Genomic DNA, 24,062 nt, shown 5'->3' with positions numbered 1-24,062 from the left:
AGTTGAATAATAAATAGGGTTTCTAATTAACAGGAATCAATAATCCTTCTTCTAATAAAATATCGGGCTGATACGAAAGTTTTGCTTTTCGCAATGACTCCAATCCCATATCTTCTTCTCTATTGATGTATTTGAACTTAGATGCTTCGTGCTCTATAAATTGTTGATTGATTATAGTGTAAGCTCCATGAATTTCGCCAAAAGCTTTTTCAACATGCACCACAAAAGTATCCTCTGTTAATTTCTCTCCGATGGTAAATGCTATAATTTTACCATTTACACGGATAGCTCCACCAGTGAGTTGAAGATAATCAAAATGCTCTAACATCAATCGAGTTGCAATATAATCATATTGTAACGATCTGTTTTTGTCCTCTTTAATATTTTCCCACTCATCAAGCATAGCAGCACATTCGTTTAACTCTTTTTTGCTTGTAATGGGGAAGTATTGCCAATCGGGGTTGTCTAATTTGAATCGATTGATGTGATTACGTTTACTTTGTAGTTTTTTGCCCGAGAGAGAAATTAATTTCGAAGAAAGATAGATGTACTCATCGTTGTTACGTTCATGTACATGTTGGAATTGATTGGGCATTTTTTTGTTGATCATCTCCCACATTTCAACAGTTATCCCTTTCATCTGAAAAGGGATATTAGATGCTTTGGCATCAGCTTGCAACATCTGAATTGCTTCGTTTATGGGCATTGGACCAATGGGCATCATGTAATAGATCTTACCATCGGTTTCCAAAAACTTAAGAAATAGTGTTTTGTGTTGAATGTCGTACAGTGTTTTGAATTTAGCATTCCATGCAAACATATTTGTAAAACTAAAATCGCATGCACGAAAAGTATTGCCATCCAGACAAGCATCTATCTGAGGCTTATCGGATAGTTCTATTTGTTTAAAATGAATCATAACTACTTAATTAAAGTAACGTTAAATGTTTATTGCCATACTTTTGTCAAAGTATTGTTGAGTAATATAGCCGATCAAAATAGTAAAAAGATTTGTAACCTTAGCCTATGAAACAATTCTTATTCTTGTTCTGTTCAACATACAGCAAAAAGCACGCCGAAAATTTGAACAGTCAAATTTTTCTTTCAGTCTGACAATTTTTAAGTATATTTGATTCAATAATTTAAGGTTACCTTTCGAAGTTATAACTGACAGATATTGTTATACTTCGAAGGATCATAAAAGGTCTGACACCTTGATTACTTATATATTTAGCTGTTATGAAAACTAATAATGACTGGAAAGACAGGTTGAATGTAGTTTATTCGACCAACCCCGATTATAAATATGATTCGGAAGACGAAGAAGAGGTAGTTGCTATACCCAAAGAAAAACAATTGCTGAGAATAGAGCTTGATAAGAGAAACCGCAAAGGTAAATCGGTAACTCTGATTACTAATTTTGTGGGCTCTGACGATGATTTGCAGGACTTAGCAAAATCACTTAAAACTCGTTGTGGAGTGGGAGGTTCTACCCGTGACGGGGAAATCCTTCTTCAAGGCGATTTCAGAACCAAAGTTTTAGAGCTTTTACAAAAAGACGGATATGCTAAGGCACGAATCATCTGATAGTGCAAACCTTACTGTTTATAAAGCTTCTGCCGGATCGGGTAAAACACACCGATTGACAGAGGAGTATCTTTTATTGCTTTTTTCTTCCCCTTTTTCATACAAACATATCCTTGCTGTAACTTTTACCAATAAGGCTACCGAGGAAATGAAAAGCCGTATTATAGAGGAACTTGCAAAGTTGGCTTCTGATAAACCATCAGACTATGTAAAGAGTCTGAGAGAAAAATATAATAAACCCGAAGAGTGGGTGAGGGCACAAGCCCGAAAGATATTGATTAGTATCCTTCATGATTATTCTTCTTTTTCTATCAGCACTATTGACCGTTTCTTTCAACAAACCATGCGTGCTTTTACGCGTGAAATTGGTTTAGGGGGAGGCTATAATGTAGAACTGGATACAGGTAAAGTTCTGGGTGAAGCAATCGACTCGATGCTTTACGACTTAGAAAAAAGCGAGAATGAGCAGTTACTTGACTGGTTGATACGTTTCTCGGAAGAGAAAATAGAGAGTGGAGAGACTTGGAATATCCGAAATGATATACAATCGTTATCCACCGAGATTTTTAAAGAAACCTACAAAGCTTTCAGTGATCAAATACAAGCTGATATTGCCGATAAAGCTTTGTTGGACGATTATAAAAAAACGCTGATAATCTATATTCAGCAATACGAAAAAAGATCGAGAGAAATTGCCGAAAAGGCTCTCAATATAATGGTTAGGTTCGATCTTCGTCCCGAAGATTTCAAAGGAGGAGCACGTTCGACCTTCTTTAGTTTCTTGAAGTGGGCAACAGGCGAAATAAAAGAACCTACCGATACATTCCGTAAACTACCCGATGATGTATCGGGTTGGTACACCAAAACTACTCCTGCCGATGCAAAATCTAAAATAGAAGATGCATTTAGTAATGGATTGAACGATTGTGTGACAGATATTATTGCACACTACGACAATTCGGCAACCTATCAGACTGCTTACGAGATCAACCGTTACTTTTTTACACTCGGTATATTGGGTGATGTCGATAAAAAAGTAAGACAATATGCCGCCGAAAATAATGTAATGCTAATTTCGGATACTACCGAATTGCTAAACAAAATTATTGAGGGAACTGATACCCCGTTTGTGTATGAAAAGGTCGGCACTCGTGTAGATCATTATATGATAGATGAGTTTCAGGATACATCTAATATGCAGTGGAAAAACTTTCTGCCCTTGGTCAGAGATAGTCTGTCTGCCGGAAACAAGAATCTTATCGTAGGCGATGTAAAGCAAAGTATCTACCGTTGGCGAAATTCGGATTGGAAGCTTTTGGATGAACAACTCGATATAGATTTTAAAACCAATGGTATTATTCATAAATCGCTTGATACCAATTGGCGAAGTGGCGAGAATGTAATAAACTTCAATAATGCTATTTTCGAAATAGGTTCTAAATTATTGCAAAGCTTATACAATGAAGGACTGAATGATATAACTTATGATGAAGCTTTAGCTCCATTATATACTCGAATTGAGGGGGCTTATAAAGATTCTTATCAATACCTTCCCGAAAAGAAGAAAGGTAGCCTTTCGGGGCATGTGAAAGTTCATTTTATAGATACCGAAGAAAATAGCAATTGGCAAGCTTATGTATTGGATCAGTTGCCTCATACTATCGAAGAACTTCAAGATAAAGGATATTCGCTAAAAGACATTGCAATACTCGTACGCACCAAGAAAGAAGGAGCAGAAGTGGCAAACCGACTTTTAGAATATAAAAATTTACAGAAAGATTCGAAATACAGATATGATATTATTTCGGATGAAGCTTTGTTTATAAAGAATTCAAAAAGTATAAAGCTTGTTGTTTCGTTATTGAAATATTTGCGCAACCCTTCTGACTTTACATTGAGGACATTGGCTATCTATGAATACTTCAAGTTCAAAGATCAGCTAACAGCAGAAGAAACAATCTGTACACACCTTTCTAACTCCGATGATTTTCCCGAAGAGGTTTCTATTGAACTGAATCGTATAAAAGAACTTCCTCTCTATGAAATGACCGAAGAAATATTCGATCTTTTCAAAGAGGCTATGGAAAGCAACGAGAATATCTATATTCAAGCATTTATGGATATGGTTCTCGATTTTTCGGTGAAACACTCTTCTGATCTTGATTCCTTTCTGCAATGGTGGGACGAAAGCGGACAAACCAAAACTATATTTACCCCTGATGGGCAGGATGCTATACGTATTATGACTATCCATAAGTCGAAAGGTCTGGGTTTCGAAGTCGTACTTCTACCTTTCGGTCATTGGGATATAGATCATAAGATGCCTACTATACTCTGGTGTCAACCTCGATTCGAGCCCTTTAACGGCTTGCAGCTAGTTCCCGTGAAATACTCTCAGAAGCTTAAGAACACCATCTTTGCCTATGAGTATTTTGATGAGAAACTACATGCTTTTATCGACAATTTCAATGTGTTGTATGTGGCTCTTACTCGTGCTAAGAATGATTTAATTATATTTTCACCTAAGCCTAAAGACAAGCAAAAGGGAATTAACTCTATATCGTCACTTCTTTGGGCTTGTGTTCATGCCGAAGCAAAACCTCAGGAGGGGAAAACTTTTGTATCATTAGAAGAGTCTATGAATCAAGAATCCGATTGTTTCGAATTAGGTGAAAGCAAAGGAGATGCACTTTCGAAAAGAGGTGCTGATACACTTTCGGAAAACGAAGTCAGTATCGGTGTATTAGCAAGTATTTCTTTTGATGACAGGCTTAAACTAAGATTAAACAATAAGTACTTCTTTTCCGAAAACGGACAACGTGAGTATGGAACCCTTATGCACGAAATAGTAAGTAAGGTAACGTCCTTAGATGATCTGGATAAAGTAGTAGAAACCTATCAGCTATCGGGCGAAATAACAGAAGAGGAAAGAGATAAGATTTCTTCACTTTTGAATGATTATTTATCTAATACTCAGATTGCACCTTGGTATTCGGTAGAATATAAAGTATTGAATGAAGTGGAAATACTACAGCCCAACGGTACATTTATCCGCCCCGATAGGGTAATGATGAAATCGGGTGAGGTGGTAGTAATCGATTATAAGTTTGGGGAAAAAGAAGAAAAAAAATACCTCAAACAAGTTAAGAATTACATGACTCAGATTAAAAAGATGGGTTATAATAATGTAAAAGGGTTTGTTTGTTATATAACATTGGGTAATGTGATTGAAGTAGAATAAGTCTTTTGATCTGATCTAACTATGCACTACTACTTTATCAATTTATTTATTCTTTTGTTTAGCATTATGCCAAGAGTGCAGTGTCAAAGCATGTTTCATAAGAATGACTATAACTCGCTTTATATTTTAGATTCAAACAGAAATAATGGCTTCGAGGTTATAGCTTCCATAGTTGCTATGTTTACTGCTGGGGCGGTTGATCGCAATGGCTTTCGTTTAGGAGGTTCATTAACTGTTTCGAAAAATATAGGGGATTGGACTCTCACTACCGGATTAGATGCTTATAAAGCCAAAGAGAGATTCGGATTAGGTACTACTTTTGCAGGAGTAGAATATGATGATGGTAAATACGGAGCATCCTATTTTGTCAATAAATATTATCAGGGAGGAAAACAAGTCTCTGGAATTTTAGGATTAAGATTGGATGACTTTAGTCTTAAGTTTGAAGATGATATTTTGGCATTACCTTTTACCGGCTTTACTATTTATGACAGATACCGAACAGCCGCTTTAGAACTTCAATACAAGCACTTCATTGTAGGAACAAATGTATATACGACCGAAATAAACGGAATAACGGATGCCTCCCCCTATAATAGAAAAGGTACATATATGGGTGGAAAACAAATATCAAGTCCTATGTATATCGGTTATACAAATAAAGACCTGATACTTCGTTATGGCGTAAATAATCAAACGGGTGGATATCTCGGACAAAACTTATGGCATCGTAAATTCTTCGATACCGGCGATTTCAAATCGGGAGATTATCGCAATCAGTTCCTTCAAGTTGGTACTTATCAACCTTATACTCTGTATTGAGGTTTGCCTTTTATTGTATGATATGAGAAAATTTTGTTTTACGATACTTGTATTAGTCTTTATCTTGTCTGGCTGTGTAACCATTAAGCCAAAAGATTTTACTTACCCGTATATCGCAGAATATACAGGTTTAGATACATTAATTAGTATAGATGGGTATTATGTTGCTCAGAGAGAATGCGATTCTACATTCTTCTCTGTTTTTATGTTTTATCCCGACGGACTATTTACCATTGCAACAACAAGTGATGTTTCTGGTCTGAAAGATTGCTTCGAGAATGGAGGTCAATCTAATCTTTGCCAATATCCCTCTTGGGGAACATATAGGATAGAAGGTAATATAATAAAGACGCAAACCATCCGGCAAGAGGGGATGGGTATAAGTACTATCTTTCGTGATTATGAAATAAACAACACCCAAATCTTAATTAACATAAGTGATTATGTAGTCCCTCAAAACACAAATTTGGGGTATATGAAAGATTATCCCTACTTTTCTGAAAACCGTTGTTCCGAAGCGGCAAGTTTCTATCCCTTAGCTAAAAAGCGGAGTGAAAAGGACTGTCCTTTCATAAATAAAAAATGGTTTAATCAAAATAAATAAAGAGATTATTTTGACTTAAAATAGAATTTTTGTTTGTGAAATGTTGTTTAATTTGTCAATTTGTATAAAATAAAGGCTTAAATGTTTTCAGGATAACACAAATAGGTTAACTTTGCCAATTGTTTAATAAAAAAGCAAACACTAAGCTGTCTTTATATGAGTTACTTAATAAAACCAAGTCAATACCATGCCTTGCTCGATCTGCAACAAACAGAGTTAGGTATAAAACAAATAAAAGATTTTTTTCAACAAAATCTAGCCTCCGAACTTAGACTAAGAAGAGTTACCGCTCCTTTATTTGTACTAAAGGGAATGGGTATCAATGACGATCTTAATGGAGTAGAGCGTGCAGTGACTTTTCCTATCAAAGATATGGGAGACCAATATGCCGAAATTGTACATTCTTTGGCAAAGTGGAAACGACTGACGCTAGCCGACTATGGTATTAATGACGGATATGGAATATATACCGATATGAATGCTATTCGTGCAGACGAAGAATTAGGTAATTTACATTCTCTATATGTAGATCAGTGGGATTGGGAAATGGCAATATGTCCACATAACCGTAATATTGAATTTTTGAAAGGAATTGTAAGACGCATTTATGCGGCTTTGGTTCGTACCGAATTTTTGGTTTATGAAATGTTTCCTCAAATTAAGCCGATTCTTTCGAATGAGATTAAATTTATTCATTCCGAAGAATTACTAAAACTATATCCTAATCTGACGGCTAAAGAAAGAGAAGACGAAATAGCAAAAGAATACGGAGCTGTATTCATTATGGGTATCGGCGGTGTGTTGAGCAACGGCGAGCAGCATGATGGACGTGCACCTGATTACGATGATTGGACTACTCTGGATGAAAGTGGATACAGAGGTCTAAATGGAGATCTTATTGTTTGGAATCCTGTATTAGGACGTGCGATGGAATTATCCTCTATGGGTATTCGTGTCAATAAAGAAGTTTTATTGGAACAACTAAAAATCAAAGGACAAGAGTCTAAGAAAGACTTATATTTTCACAAACGATTGATTGAAGGATCATTGCCTTTGTCAATAGGTGGAGGTATCGGACAATCGCGTCTTTGTATGTTTTTCCTTCGAAAAGGGCATATCGGTGAGATACAAGCTGGTATATGGCCGGAAGATATGCGTAAGGAAGCGCAAAAACTAGGAATGCCTCTGATCTGAAAAGAAAATATTTACGAATAATATAAAGAATAACCGCCACCAGTAAAAAACGAGTGACGGTTATTTTATTTTCAGGTAATTGCTTATTTCTTTTTGATTAGGGATATTATCCAGAGGAGTAGCAGAGCTCCTATTGTAGACATTATAAGATTCCCTATAATGCCATTCGCACTAAGTCCGAGAATAATAAAAAGCCATCCTCCTAATACACTACCAACAACACCCACGATGAGGTTGACGATTAAACCGAATCCTTTTCCTTTGAATATTTTCCCTGCTAAAAAACCGGCAAGAATACCAATTATAATTGACCAGATAAATCCCATACTATAAACTTATTAAGTGAATAAAAATATGAATGATATATTTTAAGATTAAAACTACTTGTGACTAGCCATTTTAGTCCAAGCAATAAAAAGCTTTTGATACCTTAAATACTTCATACTGTATATAAACAAATACTAAAGTGATATTGTTTGCAGGATAAATGCTATCTATTTTTTGTACCTTTGTGCCTCCAAAAATAAACACATGTCAGAAGAAAAAAATATACTCATAAAAGGAGCAAGAGTCAATAACCTGAAAAATATTGATGTCGAAATTCCTCGTAATAAGTTCGTTGTTATCACCGGACTTTCGGGATCTGGTAAATCCTCCTTAGCTTTCGATACACTTTATGCCGAAGGACAAAGGCGTTATGTGGAAAGTTTATCATCTTATGCCCGTCAGTTTCTGGGGCGGATGAACAAGCCCGAATGCGACTATATAAAAGGTATTCCACCTGCTATAGCTATCGAGCAAAAAGTAAGTTCACGCAATCCCCGATCAACTGTTGGAACATCTACCGAAATATATGAATACCTGCGTTTGTTATTTGCACGTATAGGTAAAACCATATCACCTATTTCGAATGAAGTCGTTAAAAAGCATCAGGTAAAAGATATTACTGATAAGATGCTGACTTATCCTGAAGGTACACGATTGGTTGTTCTTTCTAAAATTATCTTACGTGAGAATCGTAAGATGGAGGAACAATTAGATATACTTCAAAAAGAAGGGTTCTCGCGTGTTGAATCGAAAGGCGAATTTATTCGTATAGATGATTTGTTGGAATCGAAAGAAGCTCTTAATCCCTCTCAGGTTTTATTGGTTATAGATCGTTTGTCTACATCGGCTGATAAAGCTACCTTAAATAGATTCTCAGAATCGGTAGAAACTGCATTCTTTGAGGGAGAAGGTGAGTGTACAATAAGATATTATGTAGAATCGGGTATCGAAAGTTTTGATTATTCTAAACGCTTCGAAGCAGATGGAGTTCAATTTGAAGAGCCAACCGATATGATGTTCAGTTTCAATAGCCCAGTCGGAGCATGTCCACAATGTGAAGGATTTGGTCAGGTTCTGGGAATTGATGAAGATCTGGTTATTCCTAATAAAGGACTGTCGATATACGACGATGCTGTTTTTTGTTGGAAAGGAGAGAAAATGAGCGAGTGGAAGAATGAATTTATACATTCGACTGCTAACCGTGATTTTCCAATCCATCGTCCTTACTTTAAATTGACCGAAAAAGAAAAAGATCTGCTTTGGCACGGTGCACCCGGTGTAATGGGTATTGATGCCTTTTTTAAAATGCTCGAAGAGAACCAATATAAGATACAATATCGTGTTATGTTGGCTCGCTATCGTGGAAAAACTACCTGTCCCACTTGTAAAGGTTCACGTTTGAAACCTCAGGCAATATATGTAAAGATAGGAGGAAAGTCGATTGCTGATTTAGTATTGATGCCCGTTGCTGATTTGAAAGATTTTTTCAGTCAACTTGAATTGGATGAAACTGATGCTGCCGTAGGGAAACGATTACTTACCGAAATTCGCAGCCGAATACAGTTTTTATTAAATGTGGGTTTGGGTTATCTTACTCTTAATCGTCTATCGAATTCTTTATCGGGTGGGGAAAGTCAGCGTATCAATCTGGCAACCTCTTTGGGTAGTAGTTTAGTGGGATCATTATATATCTTAGATGAGCCTAGTATCGGTTTGCACTCCAGAGATACAGACTTGCTGATAAAGGTATTGCGCGATTTACAAGGCTTAGGTAATACAGTGGTAGTAGTTGAGCATGATGAAGAAATAATTCGTGCAGCTGATTATATTATTGATATAGGTCCTCAAGCTGGACGATTGGGTGGCGAGCTTGTCTATCAAGGTTCATTAGCTAATCTTGATAAGAATAGTAACAGTCACACCGTACGTTATTTGAATGGGGAAGAAACGATTGCCGTACCTACGAAACCTCGTAAGTGGAATAATTATATAGAGATAAAAGGTGCAAGGCAAAATAACCTTCAAAATATAGATGTGAAGTTTCCTTTGAATGTGATGACTGTGGTTACAGGAGTCAGCGGATCGGGAAAATCATCATTAGTTTGCGATGTATTTTACAATGCACTTCAAAAACATTATAAAGGAACAAGCGATCGTATCGTTCAGTTTAATGAACTGGTGGGCGATCTTAAGATGATTAAGAGCGTCGAAATGGTAGATCAGAATCCTATCGGAAGATCATCACGTTCCAATCCTGTTACATACATAAAAGCGTACGATGAGATAAGAAAGCTTTTTGCTGATCAGCAACTTGCAAAGCAAATGAGCTTTACACCTGCTTTCTTCTCTTTTAACGTAGAGGGAGGTCGATGTGAAGAATGTAAGGGAGATGGTAAAACCACCATCGAAATGCAATTTATGGCTGATATTACACTCGAATGTGAAGCATGTAAAGGAAAGCGTTTCAAACCCGAAGTACTCGAGGTTGAATATCGTGGGGCAAGCATCCATGATGTGTTAGAGATGACCGTAGATCAGGCTATCGAATTCTTTGAAGAAGGTAAAGGCAGCACTGAGAAAAAGATCGTGAAGAGACTTAAAACGCTTCAGGAAGTAGGGTTGGGATATATAAAGATGGGGCAGGCTTCATCTACTCTTTCGGGTGGGGAAAATCAACGGGTAAAACTGGCATCGTATCTTGGAGAGGAAAAATCTGAGCCTACTTTATTTATCTTTGATGAGCCTACTACCGGACTCCATTTTCATGATGTGAAAACTTTACTGAAAGCTTTTGATTCATTGATTGGCAGAGGGCATACAGTCATAATTATAGAGCACAATATGGATGTGATCAAATGTGCCGACCATATTATTGATATAGGTCCCGAAGGCGGAAAAGAAGGCGGAAAAGTGGTTTGCGAAGGTACTCCTAAGCAGATTGCTAAGTGTGCTAAGTCTCACACAGGACATTTCCTCAAAGATAAATTGAATGTATAAGTAGAAGTGTATTGATTTTACAAAAATCAAATCTCCTTGTGCTTTGAGAACATTTTAAGACATTGAAAAAATGGGAAAAAAGAAAAATCTAAATGGACTTCCTAACAGTCTAATACAGCAGTATTTCAGTACAATGTTTTACTATGAAAAGGGTTATATGGCAGATTGGATTTGGAATGCTGCTAACGAAAAAAGTGTAAAGGATATTCGAATTGACATTATAAATCAAAAAGTATTTCCACAAGAACTCCAAATAACTCAGATCACAAGTCAATTACATTTTTTACAGCAAACTATTGGAAAAGAGTTGATAAACAATGGGTTTCCTGATGACTTTATCATGAAAGCAGTTTTTGAAATTTATATATCACCGGAAAATAGAATTCGAAAAATTTTCGGTTGTTTAGCTATATTGGAAGACAAAGATGGAAATGTATATAGAAGCAGACCATATGCTGAAATGGCATATGAAAATAATTTCCAGGTGTATAAGCCAACTTTATCAGAGAGGTTGAGTAGGATATTTATAAATAAAAGCTAAAAAGGGTTGATACATCTATAACTTACACTGGGACTTCACTTCCACGATGTAAATTTTATTTAAAGACTTTCATCTCTTTGATTGTGAGAGATCATACCGTAGTGATTATTGAGCACAATATGAATGAAATGTGCAAAGTCTTATATCGGATATTTCTTGAAAGATAAGTTAATTCAGTAAACAAGTTGGTAAAACTTATCTACTCCTCAACTATTTTTTATAATCTACCTTTCGATTTATGATATGCTATAAGTCCATTCATCGGATTCTCGAGAATAAGATCAATCTTGACGTTCAGTTCTTTTGCAATTTGTTTTAGTAGAGAGGCATACATATTAGCCAGAGAGCCAACAAAACGTACCGGATAGTTTTTGTAATCGTATTGTTGAATATTTCTCACAAAAAACGATTTCAGATTCTGATATACTAAGTCCTTAGCGTAAGGATGACCAAGATTTTCGTAAAGAAAAATTGAAAGTAAAGAAAGTAATTTGTTAGGAGAAGGCTTGGTATAGATATAGTCTAATATCTGATCAGGGTCAATTCCATATTTATCGAAAAAAGGAACAGACAGTTCCTCTGGAGCCAATCCTTTTAAGCAATCTGCTAAAAAAGCTTTCCCTAATGAAGCTCCACTACCTTCGTCTCCTAAAATATATCCCAGAGGTTTCACATTCTTTATGATAGAATCTCCATCATAGAAGCAAGAATTAGAGCCTGTTCCTAAGATACATGCTATTCCCTTTTCACTGCCAAAAAGAGATCGAGCCGAGCCAATAAGGTCACTTTCTACTATGGCTGGTGTTCTGAATTGTGCTTCTAAGGACGCTTTTACAGTATCTTTTTTTGCTGTTGAAGAGCAGCCTGCACCATAAAAATAAATAGTGTTCGCTTTTAGTTTGAAAAATACGGGAGGGAGTTGTAATCGTACAATATGACTAATCTCCCTTCTCGATTGAAAGTAGGGATTTATACCATCTGTTAAATAACGTTCGATAATTCCATCATCATTTACTAGGCACCATTCTGTTTTTGTAGATCCGCTTTCTGCTAATAGTATCACGTTTTGAGGTCTTTAAATAAAAGTTAGAGTTTGATATCCTACTGCAAAGTTATAACTAACACTTATAGTTATACTTAATGTACGGTGAAAATATCCGAAACCTAAGGGTACAAAGATACACATATTTAGACTCCGTGATAAAAATATAAAGAATTTCTAATAAATTCATCTTTAGTGTATGAAAATATCAGGCACTTTTCTTTTAGTCAAAGAACGTATTAAGTATTAAAATGCTTTTAGACTCAAATCAATATTGGGAGCAGAATAGATAATCGATCCGGATGATATAAAATTAACACCTGTTTTAGCAATGGCTTGTACCGATTCTTTGGTTATTCCTCCCGATGCTTCGGTTTTAGCTTTATTGCCGATTAGTTTTACAGCTTCGCTCATCTGATCGAGGCTCATGTTATCTAGCATGATAATGTCTACGGCATTGGTTGCAAGCGCTTCTTTTACTTCCTCTAAGTTTCGAGTTTCGACCTCTATTTTTAGCGATTTGTTATTTTCTTGTAAGTATTTTACCGTTGAAGCAACTGCCTTGGTTATGCCTCCTGCATAGTCGTTGTGATTATCTTTGAGCATAATCATATCATACAATCCGTAACGGTGATTGGTTGCCCCACCTATATAAACTGCCCATTTTTCACACATGCGAAAATTTGGAGTGGTTTTTCGGGTATCTAATATTTTAGTATCGGTATTTGCTACAAGTAAAGCCATTTCGCGTGCACTACTGGCAATGCCACTCATGCGTTGCATGCAATTCAGTACGAAGCGTTCCATACTCAAGATAGAGCGCGCAGATCCCTCAACGGTTAGAGCAACGTCTCCTTTTACAACTTGGTCTCCATCATTTTTGAATACCTCTATTTTGAGATTCTTATCGTAGTGATGAAAGATTTCTTTAGCTAGCTCAACACCTGCAAGTACACAATCATCTTTCACCAAAAGTCTAGCTCTTTGTTGTAAATGTTCGGGTACGCTGGCTAGTGTAGAGTGGTCTCCATCACCGAGGTCTTCTTTGATAGCTTGGGTAATAAAATGCTGTAATCTTTCGTTGGTTACGTATATTGGTCTGTTCATTTTTTGTCTAGGCTTTTGTTGTAAAATGCACCTCTGTTCTCTTTCTGCTCTATGCTTTGTGTGATGATCAGATAGGCTACACTTACTAAGTTTCTTAATTCTGATAGTTGAGGTGACAGAAAAGAGAAATTGTATATCTCTTTTACTGCTCTGTATATCTCTTCTTCTTTTTGCTTTGCCAATTCAAGTCGACTATTTGAGCGTACAATTCCTACAAGGTCGCTCATCAATACTTGCAATTGTTTACGTAGGTAGTTTAAAAGAACCATTTCTTCATTTACTTTCAATCCTTTTTCATTCCATTCGGGAACTTTATTCAGGTTGATGTAATTGAATTTATCTTCATTTAAGCGTTCCACTGTTTTTATGGCTGCACGGTGTCCGAATACCAATGCTTCCAATAAAGAATTTGAGGCTAAACGGTTAGCACCATGTAGTCCTGTGTTGGAACACTCGCCAACAGCAAACATATTCTTAATTGTGCTTTGTCCGAATGTATCTACATCGATGCCTCCACACAAGTAATGACTGGCTGGTACTACGGGTATTAAGTCCTTAAACATATCATACCCTTCATCCATACATTGTTGATATATATTGGGGAAGTGTTTCAAAAATTCTTCTCTGTTAAGAGATCTGCAATCGAGACATACAAAGTCGTCTCCTCGTAGTTTCATTTCACTGTCTATGGCTCTTGCCACAATATCACGCGATGCAAGTTCTTCTCTTTCGTCGTATTTATGCATAAAAGGTTCTCCCGAGGCAGTACGCAATTTTGCTCCGAAACCTCTTACTGCTTCCGAGATTAAAGACAATTGTCCGGGGCGATTACTATAAAATGCTGTGGGATGAAATTGGATAAACTGCATATTGCTTATCTTAGCCTTTGCCCGATGGGCTAGACCTATGCCGTCTCCTGTTGCAATGGTAGGATTGGTGGTGTTTTTATATACATGCCCACATCCTCCTGTCGCCATTAATGTTATTTTTGCCGACATTTTTTTGACCTGCTGTGTTTTTAGGTCAAGAACATAGGCTCCATAACAATTGAGGCTGTATTTATCGAATGGTTCATTAGGAATATGATGCTCGGTAATGAGGTCAATTACATAATGATGATTCAGTAGTTGGGTATTCTCTAGTTTATTGATAGCATCTAATAATGCTCTTTCAATCTCGGCTCCGGTTATATCTTTATGATGTATAACTCTGTTTTCGGTATGGCCACCCTCTCTGCCTAAATCGTAAGTGTTGCTGCTATTTTTGTCGAAGTTAACGCCCCAATCAATAATTTCTTTGATTCGTTGAGGCCCTTCCTTTATTACAATTTCTACAACTTCCCGATTACATAATCCACCACCTGCTCTTAGGGTGTCTTCGATGTGTTTTTCGAAGCTATCTGTTTCGAAGTTAGTTACTACTGCAACTCCGCCCTGTGCATATTTGGTGTTGGACTCTTCGTCGTCCGATTTAGTTATTATTGTAATTGTGGCGTCAGGTCTTTCTTGTGCTACTTTCAGAGCATAAGACAATCCTGATATACCCGATCCGATAACTAAGATATCTGTGTAAATCATCTTTTTAAATGTTATAACTACCTTCGGTTATTATAATTGTAAAGCAATAAAAGAGGTCTATGACCTCCTTACTTAATGGCTTTTGACATTTCAAGCATTCTATTGATTGGTTGAAGGGCTTTTATGCGTAAATCTTCATCCAATGTTATTTCGGGTAACTCATACTTCATGCACAAGTATAGTTTTTGCATGGTATTGAGTTTCATAAATGCACATTCTCCACAATTACAACTCTTGTCATTTACTAATGCAGGAATCAGCTTTTTATTAGGCGCTTTCTTCTGCATTTCGTGTAGAATACCTTCTTCGGTGGCAACAATATATTCGGTACCGCTATCTTCTACTACATAATTGAGCAGGTTGGAGGTAGAGCCGACATAGCTGGCTACTTTCAGAAGAGGTGCTTTTGCTTCGGGGTGAGCTATCAATTTAGCTTTAGGATTGTCAAGCATTTGCTGAGCAATTCTTTCTAACGAAAAAGCTTCGTGTACATAACAGGCTCCATTCCACAGAATCATTTTCCGACCTGTTACTTGGTTAAGGTAAGCTCCAAGGTTTTTATCGGGTGCAAATATTATTTCCTGATCTAGGGGCAGTGCATTTATAATATGCTCGGCATTAGATGAGGTTACTATAATGTCACTCTCTGCTTTTACTGTCGAATCGCAATTGATGTAGCTTATTACTATTGCATTGGGATATTGCTTTCTCATTTCTCTAAGACCTTCACCCGAGCAAGAGTCGGCTAAAGAGCATCCGGCCAAAGTATCGGGTAGAACTACTTTTTTCGTAGGGTTTACGATTTTTGCAGTCTCAGCCATAAAATGAACGCCGCAGAATACAATCATATCAGCATCTGTTTTCTCGGCAGCTCTTGCTAATTGTAAACTGTCGCCCAAATAGTCGGCTATATCTTGAATATCGCCTGTTTGGTAATAATGGGCTAGTATAATTGCATTTTTTTCTTTACGCAGTTTATTTATTTCTGCTATCAAATCTATTCCTTTCGGAATTTCCATATCCAAGTATCCCTTTTGAGATAATGTTTTTATGGCGTTTTCTAGTTGTTGAGGCATAATAGGTACAGTAAAATGTTTATTTCAACGTCATTCGATTGATCAAATACCAAGTAATAGTAAGTATTTGCTAGTCTATCTCAGGCTGTAACCTTTTAGGTTTGTTTTATCTACCAAATCAATAAAAAGGTCTGAGGTCTTAAACTTTTCAAGGCATAAAGATAAGCCTTTCTATAATTCTATTTCATACAAGAAGAGGAATAAGTTGGATCGAATGACCTGAAAATGTTCTAAAATGTAAGATTTATCAGTTAAAAGTATTTAGATCGACACATTGTTATCCTGTTTTGGGTTTTCTTGTAAATTCTGTCATAAAAAAGTAATTATTTTGTTACCTAACCTTATCTCTTTTGATGCTGCTCTGTAACAATAAAGCGAGTGATTTGTGTAGAGAAAATTAGAATTTATATGCACAATCAAGATTATCTTATTTCAGAAGAAAAGAATTACGTATTAAAATTGACCTTAACAGTGTTCGCTCTACTTGTTGCAAGTGTATTGTTTTCGCAAACCTCCATTAGGGGAATTGTAACAGATGCCAAAACTGGTGAAACCTTACCCGGAGTAGCCGTTTCGATAAAAAATACAACACAAGGAGTGATGAGCGATGCAGATGGTAATTATGAACTAAATGTAGGAGCCGGCAAGCATACTGTTGTAGCGTCGTATCTCTCATATAGTGCCTTGGAAGTAACAGATGTAGAAGTAAAGAGAGGAGAGGTAACAAAACTTAATATTCCTATGCAGGAATCACTTAATGCCTTGAACGAAGTTGTTGTGGTAGCCATGGCAAGAATTAATTCGGAGGTGTCGTTACTTAACTCTATGAAAAATGCGAATGGAATTGTTAGCGGAGTGTCATCACAGCAAATATCTAGAAATCAGGATAGGGATGCTTCAGAAGTTATACGAAGAATTCCCGGAATCTCAATTATGGATAACAAATTTATTGTAGCCCGAGGATTATCTCAGCGATACAATAATGTATGGATCAACAATAGTGCTACACCGAGTTCGGAAGCTGATAGTCGGTCTTTTTCTTTCGATTTGATTCCTAGTTCTCAGATTGAAAATATTATGATAGTTAAATCGCCACAGCCCGAATTACCAGCCGATTTCTCAGGAGGTTTTGTTAAGGTAGCAACTAAAGGAATTCCGAGTGAAAATTCGATGGAGATTAGTTACGGAACTGGATTTAACGCTCAAACGCAATTTGAAGATTTTAAATACAATCCCGGAAGTTCGACGGATTTCCTTGGATTCGATAACGGACACCGAAGTTTAAGAAATATTGTTCCATTCAGGCTTGATGCTGATAATACCGAAATGATAGATGCTGTAACTAAGAATGGATTCAATAATAATTGGGCTATAAAGACAAAGAGTCCTTTGCCTGATCAGAGATTCTCCTTTGCCATGAGCAGACGTATTAATACGGAGGGCGGACAACAATGGGGATTGACGAGTGCCGTGAATTACAGTTACACCAGTCGTACACTGATGAATATGAGAAATGCTCAGTATGAGGTGTATAATGATATATCAGATAAAACAGAATTAGATAACGATTATAGTGATAATCAGTATAACACAAATGCCCGATTGGGAGCAATGGTTAACTTGTCTTTTATTTCGAATAAGGATAATCACTATGAATTTCAGAATATCTTCAATCAGTTAGGTCAAGATCGTTATACATTTCGTGAAGGAACGGATTATACAAGCGGTCGTTCGAAAAGACAAGAGAGAGAAGAGTATTTATATTCAAGTAGAACTACTTATTCGGGGCAGTTTACCGGAAAACATACTCTGCCTTTTGCTGATAAATTAGATTGGACTTTGGGCTTCTCTTATGCTAATAAGAATCAGCCGGATCGGAGAATGATTAATCGTACCGAAAATGCTTCTACTGCGGAAGATCCATTTAATGGTCAGATGTACATCTCTCAGGCTGACATTGAACGAAATTTTATAGACTTAAGTGAATATACATATAATGCAGCTGCAAATTATTCGCACGATTTGAAGATCAACTCATCTATTACTTCAACCTTAAAAGGTGGTTTTTATGGAGAGTATAAAGTGAAGGACTATAATACCCGAGACTTTGATTTTTTATACAATGAAGATTATTTTCCTTATAGTTTCCGCTTTGGAGATGTTGTGAAGGATATTCTTATTCCTGAAAATTTTGGAGCAAATAGACTGTACATTAACGAATCTACTAATAATGTCGATAGTTATGATGGGAATAATAAACTTCTGGCAGCTTATCTGGCGATCAATATACCTTATAAGAAGTTTAATATTTATGCAGGTGCACGTTTCGAACATGATATTATGACGTTGACCAACTTTATATCGCCGGTGGGTTTTGAAACCAAAGATTCGGAATATAAAACAACAGATGTTTTTCCATCATTAAATGTGAGTTATAATCTAGATAAATCAAATATTCTTCGATTTGCCTATGGGATGTCAATCAATCGACCTGAATTTAGAGAAGTTTCTCCCGCATCATTTTATGACTTCGACCTCTTCAACAGAATACAAGGTAACCCCAATTTGAAAGCAGCTTATATTCAGAATATGGATTTGAGATACGAGTTATATCCATCCTCTGGGGAGTTGGTGTCTGTGGCGCTTTTCTATAAACATTTCGAGAATCCGATTGAGTGGACTTTTATAAATACGGGTGGAGGAAGCCGAATATTTACGTTCGAAAATGCTTTGTCGGGACAAAATCTAGGAGTTGAAGTTGATCTGAAAAAACGACTTGATTTTATTGGGCTGAAAGATTTCTCGGCTGTTATTAATGGATCATTGATAAAGAGTAAAGTCAAATTCGATGAAAACAGCACGGAGGACGAACGTCCGTTACAAGGACAATCACCCTTTCTTGTGAATGCGGGTTTCTTTTACCAAAGCGATCCATTACAACTAACTGCCGGTCTTATGTATAATATAATTGGAAAGCGTATTGTAGGTATTGGGCTAAAGAGTAAAAGCGAAAATAGTACAGTTAACGACGATATACCCGATATGTACGAAATGCCTCGAAATGTACTTGATTTTACTGTAACTAAACGAATAGGGAAACAATTGGAGATTGCAGCAGCTATTAAAGATATATTCTCTCAGGATGTTCTTTATAAACAGTTTCCAAAGTTTATAGATGATGCTGGAGTATTACACGAGAGAGAACAAACGACTAGAAGATTCAATCCGGGACAGAATATAAGCCTTTCGGCTAAGTTCAATTTTTAAGAGATCAGTTCTTCTGATATCTCTGTAAGTAAAATAACTACTTTAAATTATATTTTTCAAAACACGAAATGAATAACGTTAGTAACTTAATTTTTAAATATTTACACAATGAAATTTTTCAAATTATCTAATTTAGCATTGATAGCAAGTAGCATCATGCTCTTTACGAATTGTAGTAGTGATGACAGTTCACCTACCGAACCTAATCCAGTACCTGTTGTTGGAGTGATTGGAGATGGAAGTACAACCGGCTATGAGATAAAAAAAGATACGGTTTTCGAAAAAGGAACATATACACTAAAAGGTTGGGTATATGTAGTCAAGGGTGCTTCAGTAACATTTAAGCCGGGAACCATTATTAAAGGAGATAAGGCAACGACGGCAAGTTTGATTATCGAACCAGGTGCTAAAATTTATGCACAGGGCACGGCAAGTGAGCCTATTGTATTTACATCAGCTCAGGCAAAAGGAAGCCGTAAACCGGGAGACTGGGGCGGACTTATTATTTGTGGTAATGCAAAGACCAATAACGGTGGCCTGCTTCAGATAGAAGGTGGACCAAGAACAAAATATGGAGGCGAAAATGATGCTGATAATTCAGGAGTATTAAGCTATGTACGTGTTGAGTTTGCCGGATATCCTTTCGAAGAAAACAAAGAAATAAATGGTATTACTTTTGGGGCTGTAGGTAGTGGTACTAAAGTAGATCACTTACAGGTTTCTTATTCAAATGACGATTCTTACGAATGGTTTGGAGGATCAGTTAATGCTAAATATTTAGTGGCGTATCATGGATGGGATGACGATTTTGATACAGACTATGGTTTCTCCGGAAAGTTGCAATATCTCTTGGCTGTGCGTCACCCTAAGATTGCTGATACATCTTTATCAAATGGTTTTGAATCTGATAACAATGCTTCAGGTACGGCTGGTACACCTAAAACTTCAACAGTATTTAGTAATGTAACTTTGGTTGGTCCGATAGGTCAGGCCGCAGACTTCGTGAATACATTGGAGTATCTTAATGCCGGAAACTACAGACCTAATAATAACTCAAAAACAGGATTGTTTCAAGCTGCTATGCAAATCAGACGTTATTCTCAGTTGAGTTGCTTTAACTCTGTGGCGATGGGCTTCCCCGTAGGACTTCTGTTGGATAATCAAAAAGGAAATACTCAAAGCTTGGCCACAAATGGTACATTAAAGATTAATAATGTATTCTTTGCTCAAATGGGAGTTGTGGGATCGGATGTAAACAATAGCTTGGTAGATAAATATTCTACAAATGGAGTGGATATGACCGATGCTCAATCGTTCTCTCACACTTATTTTGTAGCTCAAACGGGTAATAAAGTGTTGGCTAATATCTCGGACTTGAAATTAAAACAACCTAATAGTCTGTCAGCTAGTCCAAATTGGGGACCTACAACAGGTAGTCCTTTATTGGGTGCAGCTTCATTTACTGATGCTTTATTGCAATCGGGTTTTGATAAAGTTGATTATGTAGGTGCATTCAAGAGTGATGCTGATGCTGATAACTGGACTAAAGGATGGACAAATTTTGATCCTCAAAATACAGACTATTAAGGTATAAGTTATGTGAAAACTTAATACACTTATTTAGAAACATCATATAGTAGAGATTGTTTAGAATAGGGATTAAGTTGCATATAGATTCTGAAAAATAATACTCTACTTAGAATGCAAGCGGCTAGTGATTAGTCGCTTGCTTTTGTTTTTTGTTGTATAGAAACACCGCTTATACTATCTTTGTATTATGAAACAAAATAAATATGATGATGCAAATTTCTTTAAGCAATACAGCCAGATGCAACGGTCGGTTGAAGGGCTTAAAGGGGCAGGCGAATGGCATGTTTTACGTACGATGTTGCCTGATTTTAAAGGAAAAAGAGTTCTCGATTTAGGTTGCGGTTTCGGATGGCATTGTCGTTATGCTATTGAGCAAGGAGCTAAATCGGTCATTGGTGTTGATATCTCCGAAAAGATGTTAGCCGAAGCACGGAAACATGCACCCGATACTACAGTAGAATATATATGTTCGGCTGTTGAGGATATAGATTTTTCTGCAGATAGCTTCGATATTGTAATTAGCTCGTTGGCATTTCATTATATAGAATCTTTCGACGATATATGTTCTAAAATAAAGGCTTGCCTTGTGAATGGAGGAGACTTTGTTTTTTCGATTGAGCATCCGATTTTCACATCGTACGGAACTCAGGATTGGTATTACGATGAATCAGGAAACCGTTTACATTGGCCTGTAGACAACTATTTTATGGAAGGATTGCGAAAAACTAATTTCTTGGGAGAAGAAGTTACCAAATACCATAAAACAGTAACTACCTATGTAAATGGTTTGATTAAAGCCGGTTTTCAAATAACAGGACTTATTGAGCCGGAGGTTGATCCAAGGTTTTTGGAAATGAATGAGGAAATGAAAAACGAATTACGCAGACCGATGTTTCTCATCATATCTGCTAAAAATAGTAAGTAATGACTCTGATTATTTGCTAAGAAAAATATCCGACACGAGCTGCTTTAATGCGACTCTGTTTATTTTGCCCGTCTCGGTTAAAGGTATTTTAGAGACCTTGATTATTTTCTTAGGAATAGAATAGACAGGCAATAAATTCGAAATTAGACTCTCATCAATTTCTTTTTCGGTGACTAATACCACAATCTCTCCAAATTTAGGATCGGGTAGGGAGGTAACTGCAAAACCGTTATTCAATAAAGGTTTAAGTAAAGCTTCTACCTCTTCTATTTGTATTTTCACCCCACCACTATTGATAATATTGTCTTTCCGTCCGATAATGCGAAAACTCTTGTCCTCATATATTTCCACTATATCATTTGTGTAGAGGCGTTCATTAGAAACCAATGGAGCATCTATAATTAACGCATTGCCTTCTGATACAGATAAGGTAACCGAATCGAAAGGATAATAATGATCCGAAGCTTCAATACCATTCAATTGCCGCAAAGCGATATGCGAAAGAGTTTCGGTCATACCATAGGTGGAATATACTTTATGGGGGAAGTCCTTTATTGCGTCTTCTATGTGAGGGTCGATAGATCCACCTCCGATAATCAGGTTTTTAATATTGCTTAATCGTTTTCTTTCAGTATCCGATTGCAAACTATTGAATACCTGTAAAGGAATCATTGCCGCAAAACAAAATGCTTTATCAATATCTTTCAAAGGATTGCCCGATGGAGGAAGAGGGTATAAATCTAATCCTGCAATCAAAGCACGAACCACAACCATTTTACCTGCAATATAATTGAGAGGCATACAAAGCAAAGCAGAATCACCCTTTTTTAAACCAAGAAAAGAGCAGGTCAATTGTGCGCTTTGCATCATCCTGCTTTTTTCGACAAGTATTTCTTTTGGAATACCCGTTGAACCCGATGTCTGAACTTTTAGGGTCGGAGAATCGGAAAACCAATCTTTCAAGAACAAAAACAAATCGTTGTGAAATTGAGAGATAAATTCGGGTAAATTTTCTCCCAAGAATATATTCGGGAAATATGCTTTTCCCTCAATGGTTATTATTTGTTTCTCCCTATCTAATTGGTACATAACTATATCGGATTGTCTAGTGTCGGAAACTGACCGTTCGGATTGCTCCATAAACAATCACCTTTGATGGTTAGCGGCATTTCGATGTTATTGGTGTAAAGACCTCCTGTTCCCAAGCCTTGCGGTAGAGGGTTATCAAAAGTAGCACACCATTGAGCAATGGCATTCAATCCGATATTTGATTCCAAAGCAGAGGTTATCCACCAATCAATTTTTAATTCTTCGGCTAGCTTTATCCATTCTTCAGAGCCACTGATACCACCATGTAGAGTTGGTTTCAAAATAATGTACTGAGGTCTGATAGTCTCTAGTAACCGCCTTTTTTCTTCAGGTTGATGAATAGCTATAAGTTCTTCATCCAATGCAATAGGTAAAGGAGTTTCTTTGGTTAATCGAGCCATTTCGTCCCATTGACCTGCACGTATAGGTTGTTCAATGGAATGTAAGTCCAATTCCGAAAGGCGTTTCAGTTTATCCAAAGCCTCCTGAGGTGCAAAAGCACCATTTGCATCTACCCTCAAAGTAATCTGATCTGCTGAAAAATGTTTGCGTATATGTTTTAGAAGCTTTATTTCATCCTCGAAATTAATAGCTCCTATTTTCAGTTTGATACAGTGAAAACCTTGTTCCATCTTGGCTTCTATCTGTTCGTGCATATACTGAAAATCACCCATCCAGATTAACCCATTGATAGGAATACCTTCCTTCCCTTCTGTGAATGAATTATCCCAAAGCTTAAAGTTTCTGCTTTCGTAATGGCGTAAAGCCGTTTCTAACCCGAATAGAATAGAGGGATAAGGACGCAATGCCTCCTTATCCAATATCTTATTTTGTTCCAATTCCTTACAGAACTGTTTCAACGTTTGTTCGTAATCCTCATTGTAATCACAACTTAGATCGAACAAGGGAGCACATTCACCTATTCCCCAATGTTGATGATCGGAGGGTGAATATATCACTACATACCAAATTTTATGGTCGTGATATACTCCCCGTGATGTGCCCGCAGGTCTTTTGAACTGTAAGGTATAGGGTATTATTTTTATTTTAAATTCCATTCACTAGTAGGGGCGTAT

Annotated in this window: 18 protein-coding genes; 10 read left to right on the top strand and 8 right to left on the bottom strand. The window is 36.7% G+C overall.

Annotated elements, in window-relative coordinates; translation table 11 throughout:
- Window positions 1-22: 22 nt before the first annotated feature.
- Window positions 23-919 (bottom strand): DUF2156 domain-containing protein, encoded by an 897-nt coding sequence (locus tag HGC4_RS02325; RefSeq protein WP_050708505.1) that lies wholly within the window; start codon window positions 917-919, stop codon window positions 23-25.
- Between the two features lie 320 nt (window positions 920-1,239).
- Here HGC4_RS02325 and HGC4_RS02320 point away from each other — a divergent pair, with 320 nt between their 5' ends.
- The 5 genes from HGC4_RS02320 (at window position 1,240) to asnA (ending at window position 7,448) form a co-directional block, all read left to right on the top strand.
- Window positions 1,240-1,587, top strand: a complete 348-nt coding sequence (locus tag HGC4_RS02320; RefSeq protein WP_050708504.1) for a translation initiation factor — start codon at window positions 1,240-1,242, stop codon at window positions 1,585-1,587.
- On the top strand, window positions 1,565-4,828 hold the full coding sequence (locus HGC4_RS02315; protein WP_050708503.1) for a UvrD-helicase domain-containing protein: 3,264 nt from the start codon (window positions 1,565-1,567) through the stop codon (window positions 4,826-4,828). The genes HGC4_RS02320 and HGC4_RS02315 overlap by 23 nt, the downstream gene beginning before the upstream one ends.
- A 90-nt stretch (window positions 4,829-4,918) precedes the next feature.
- A complete protein-coding gene (locus tag HGC4_RS02310) occupies window positions 4,919-5,650 on the top strand; it encodes a polymorphic toxin type 23 domain-containing protein (protein WP_050708502.1) in 732 nt (243 codons plus the stop codon).
- Window positions 5,651-5,672: 22 nt separating this feature from the next.
- Window positions 5,673-6,254: a hypothetical protein gene (locus HGC4_RS02305; RefSeq protein ID WP_157258072.1), complete on the top strand. Its 582-nt coding sequence runs from the start codon at window positions 5,673-5,675 to the stop codon at window positions 6,252-6,254.
- 156 nt (window positions 6,255-6,410) lie between these two features.
- The gene (asnA, locus tag HGC4_RS02300) at window positions 6,411-7,448 is read left to right on the top strand and encodes an aspartate--ammonia ligase (protein ID WP_050708500.1); all 1,038 of its coding nucleotides are present in this window, start codon (window positions 6,411-6,413) and stop codon (window positions 7,446-7,448) included.
- 83 nt (window positions 7,449-7,531) lie between these two features.
- On the opposite strand, the gene HGC4_RS02295 is transcribed toward asnA, so the two are convergent.
- Window positions 7,532-7,774 carry a GlsB/YeaQ/YmgE family stress response membrane protein gene (locus HGC4_RS02295; RefSeq protein ID WP_050708499.1) on the bottom strand — a complete coding sequence of 81 codons (243 nt, stop codon included), beginning with the start codon at window positions 7,772-7,774 and terminating at the stop codon, window positions 7,532-7,534.
- Between the two features lie 205 nt (window positions 7,775-7,979).
- Between HGC4_RS02295 and uvrA the strand changes: the two genes are divergently transcribed.
- Together uvrA and HGC4_RS02285 are read left to right on the top strand one after the other, a co-directional pair.
- Window positions 7,980-10,772, top strand: a complete 2,793-nt coding sequence (gene uvrA / locus HGC4_RS02290) for an excinuclease ABC subunit UvrA (protein ID WP_050708498.1) — start codon at window positions 7,980-7,982, stop codon at window positions 10,770-10,772.
- Window positions 10,773-10,842: 70 nt separating this feature from the next.
- Complete coding sequence (locus HGC4_RS02285; protein WP_050708497.1) at window positions 10,843-11,313, top strand: hypothetical protein; 471 nt, start codon at window positions 10,843-10,845, stop codon at window positions 11,311-11,313.
- Between the two features lie 217 nt (window positions 11,314-11,530).
- Here the strand turns inward: HGC4_RS02285 and HGC4_RS02280 are convergent, their stop codons facing one another.
- The 4 genes from HGC4_RS02280 to nadA form a co-directional block, all read right to left on the bottom strand.
- Window positions 11,531-12,376 (bottom strand): hypothetical protein, encoded by an 846-nt coding sequence (locus HGC4_RS02280; RefSeq protein ID WP_050708496.1) that lies wholly within the window; start codon window positions 12,374-12,376, stop codon window positions 11,531-11,533.
- A gap of 225 nt (window positions 12,377-12,601) precedes the next feature.
- On the bottom strand, window positions 12,602-13,462 hold the full coding sequence (gene nadC / locus HGC4_RS02275; RefSeq protein WP_050708495.1) for a carboxylating nicotinate-nucleotide diphosphorylase: 861 nt from the start codon (window positions 13,460-13,462) through the stop codon (window positions 12,602-12,604).
- Entirely contained in the window at window positions 13,459-15,039 is a 1,581-nt protein-coding gene (gene nadB, locus HGC4_RS02270) for an L-aspartate oxidase (RefSeq protein ID WP_050708494.1), read from the bottom strand. Before nadB ends, nadC begins: the two co-directional genes overlap by 4 nt.
- 68 nt (window positions 15,040-15,107) lie before the next feature.
- The gene (nadA, locus tag HGC4_RS02265) at window positions 15,108-16,115 is read right to left on the bottom strand and encodes a quinolinate synthase NadA (protein WP_050708493.1); all 1,008 of its coding nucleotides are present in this window, start codon (window positions 16,113-16,115) and stop codon (window positions 15,108-15,110) included.
- A 408-nt stretch (window positions 16,116-16,523) separates the two neighbouring features.
- Between nadA and HGC4_RS02260 the strand changes: the two genes are divergently transcribed.
- The 3 genes from HGC4_RS02260 to HGC4_RS02250 all read left to right on the top strand — a co-directional run bounded on the left by HGC4_RS02260 (window position 16,524) and on the right by HGC4_RS02250 (window position 21,897).
- On the top strand, window positions 16,524-19,382 hold the full coding sequence (locus HGC4_RS02260; protein ID WP_050708492.1) for a TonB-dependent receptor: 2,859 nt from the start codon (window positions 16,524-16,526) through the stop codon (window positions 19,380-19,382).
- Between the two features lie 108 nt (window positions 19,383-19,490).
- The gene (locus HGC4_RS02255) at window positions 19,491-20,969 is read left to right on the top strand and encodes a hypothetical protein (RefSeq protein ID WP_050708491.1); all 1,479 of its coding nucleotides are present in this window, start codon (window positions 19,491-19,493) and stop codon (window positions 20,967-20,969) included.
- 190 nt (window positions 20,970-21,159) lie between these two features.
- Window positions 21,160-21,897, top strand: coding sequence for a class I SAM-dependent methyltransferase (locus tag HGC4_RS02250; protein WP_050708490.1), 738 nt, complete (start codon window positions 21,160-21,162; stop codon window positions 21,895-21,897).
- Between the two features lie 9 nt (window positions 21,898-21,906).
- Here HGC4_RS02250 and HGC4_RS02245 read toward each other — a convergent pair whose 3' ends face one another.
- Both HGC4_RS02245 and HGC4_RS02240 read right to left on the bottom strand, forming a co-directional pair.
- Window positions 21,907-22,986 (bottom strand): AMP-binding protein, encoded by a 1,080-nt coding sequence (locus HGC4_RS02245; protein WP_050708489.1) that lies wholly within the window; start codon window positions 22,984-22,986, stop codon window positions 21,907-21,909.
- A gap of 2 nt (window positions 22,987-22,988) precedes the next feature.
- Window positions 22,989-24,044 (bottom strand): o-succinylbenzoate synthase, encoded by a 1,056-nt coding sequence (locus HGC4_RS02240; RefSeq protein WP_050708488.1) that lies wholly within the window; start codon window positions 24,042-24,044, stop codon window positions 22,989-22,991.
- Window positions 24,045-24,062 lie beyond the last annotated feature (18 nt).

Origin of the sequence: Dysgonomonas sp. HGC4, assembly GCF_001261715.1 — a bacterium.
Taxonomy (GTDB): domain Bacteria; phylum Bacteroidota; class Bacteroidia; order Bacteroidales; family Dysgonomonadaceae; genus Dysgonomonas_A.
Note: the sequence above shows the minus strand (reverse complement) of the source record. Positions and strands in the feature narration are given on the sequence as shown.

Excerpts from the sequence above, each read along its gene's own strand:
- HGC4_RS02325 (WP_050708505.1), bottom strand. The coding sequence starts at position 919 with ATGATTCATTTTAAACAAATAGAACTATCCGATAAGCCTCAGATAGAT.
- HGC4_RS02320 (WP_050708504.1), top strand. The coding sequence starts at position 1,240 with ATGAAAACTAATAATGACTGGAAAGACAGGTTGAATGTAGTTTATTCG.
- HGC4_RS02315 (WP_050708503.1), top strand. The coding sequence starts at position 1,565 with ATGCTAAGGCACGAATCATCTGATAGTGCAAACCTTACTGTTTATAAA.
- HGC4_RS02310 (WP_050708502.1), top strand. The coding sequence starts at position 4,919 with ATGTTTCATAAGAATGACTATAACTCGCTTTATATTTTAGATTCAAAC.
- HGC4_RS02305 (WP_157258072.1), top strand. The coding sequence starts at position 5,673 with ATGAGAAAATTTTGTTTTACGATACTTGTATTAGTCTTTATCTTGTCT.
- asnA (WP_050708500.1), top strand. The coding sequence starts at position 6,411 with ATGAGTTACTTAATAAAACCAAGTCAATACCATGCCTTGCTCGATCTG.
- HGC4_RS02295 (WP_050708499.1), bottom strand. The coding sequence starts at position 7,774 with ATGGGATTTATCTGGTCAATTATAATTGGTATTCTTGCCGGTTTTTTA.
- uvrA (WP_050708498.1), top strand. The coding sequence starts at position 7,980 with ATGTCAGAAGAAAAAAATATACTCATAAAAGGAGCAAGAGTCAATAAC.
- HGC4_RS02285 (WP_050708497.1), top strand. The coding sequence starts at position 10,843 with ATGGGAAAAAAGAAAAATCTAAATGGACTTCCTAACAGTCTAATACAG.
- nadC (WP_050708495.1), bottom strand. The coding sequence starts at position 13,462 with ATGAACAGACCAATATACGTAACCAACGAAAGATTACAGCATTTTATT.
- nadB (WP_050708494.1), bottom strand. The coding sequence starts at position 15,039 with ATGATTTACACAGATATCTTAGTTATCGGATCGGGTATATCAGGATTG.
- nadA (WP_050708493.1), bottom strand. The coding sequence starts at position 16,115 with ATGCCTCAACAACTAGAAAACGCCATAAAAACATTATCTCAAAAGGGA.
- HGC4_RS02260 (WP_050708492.1), top strand. The coding sequence starts at position 16,524 with ATGCACAATCAAGATTATCTTATTTCAGAAGAAAAGAATTACGTATTA.
- HGC4_RS02255 (WP_050708491.1), top strand. The coding sequence starts at position 19,491 with ATGAAATTTTTCAAATTATCTAATTTAGCATTGATAGCAAGTAGCATC.
- HGC4_RS02250 (WP_050708490.1), top strand. The coding sequence starts at position 21,160 with ATGAAACAAAATAAATATGATGATGCAAATTTCTTTAAGCAATACAGC.
- HGC4_RS02245 (WP_050708489.1), bottom strand. The coding sequence starts at position 22,986 with ATGTACCAATTAGATAGGGAGAAACAAATAATAACCATTGAGGGAAAA.
- HGC4_RS02240 (WP_050708488.1), bottom strand. The coding sequence starts at position 24,044 with ATGGAATTTAAAATAAAAATAATACCCTATACCTTACAGTTCAAAAGA.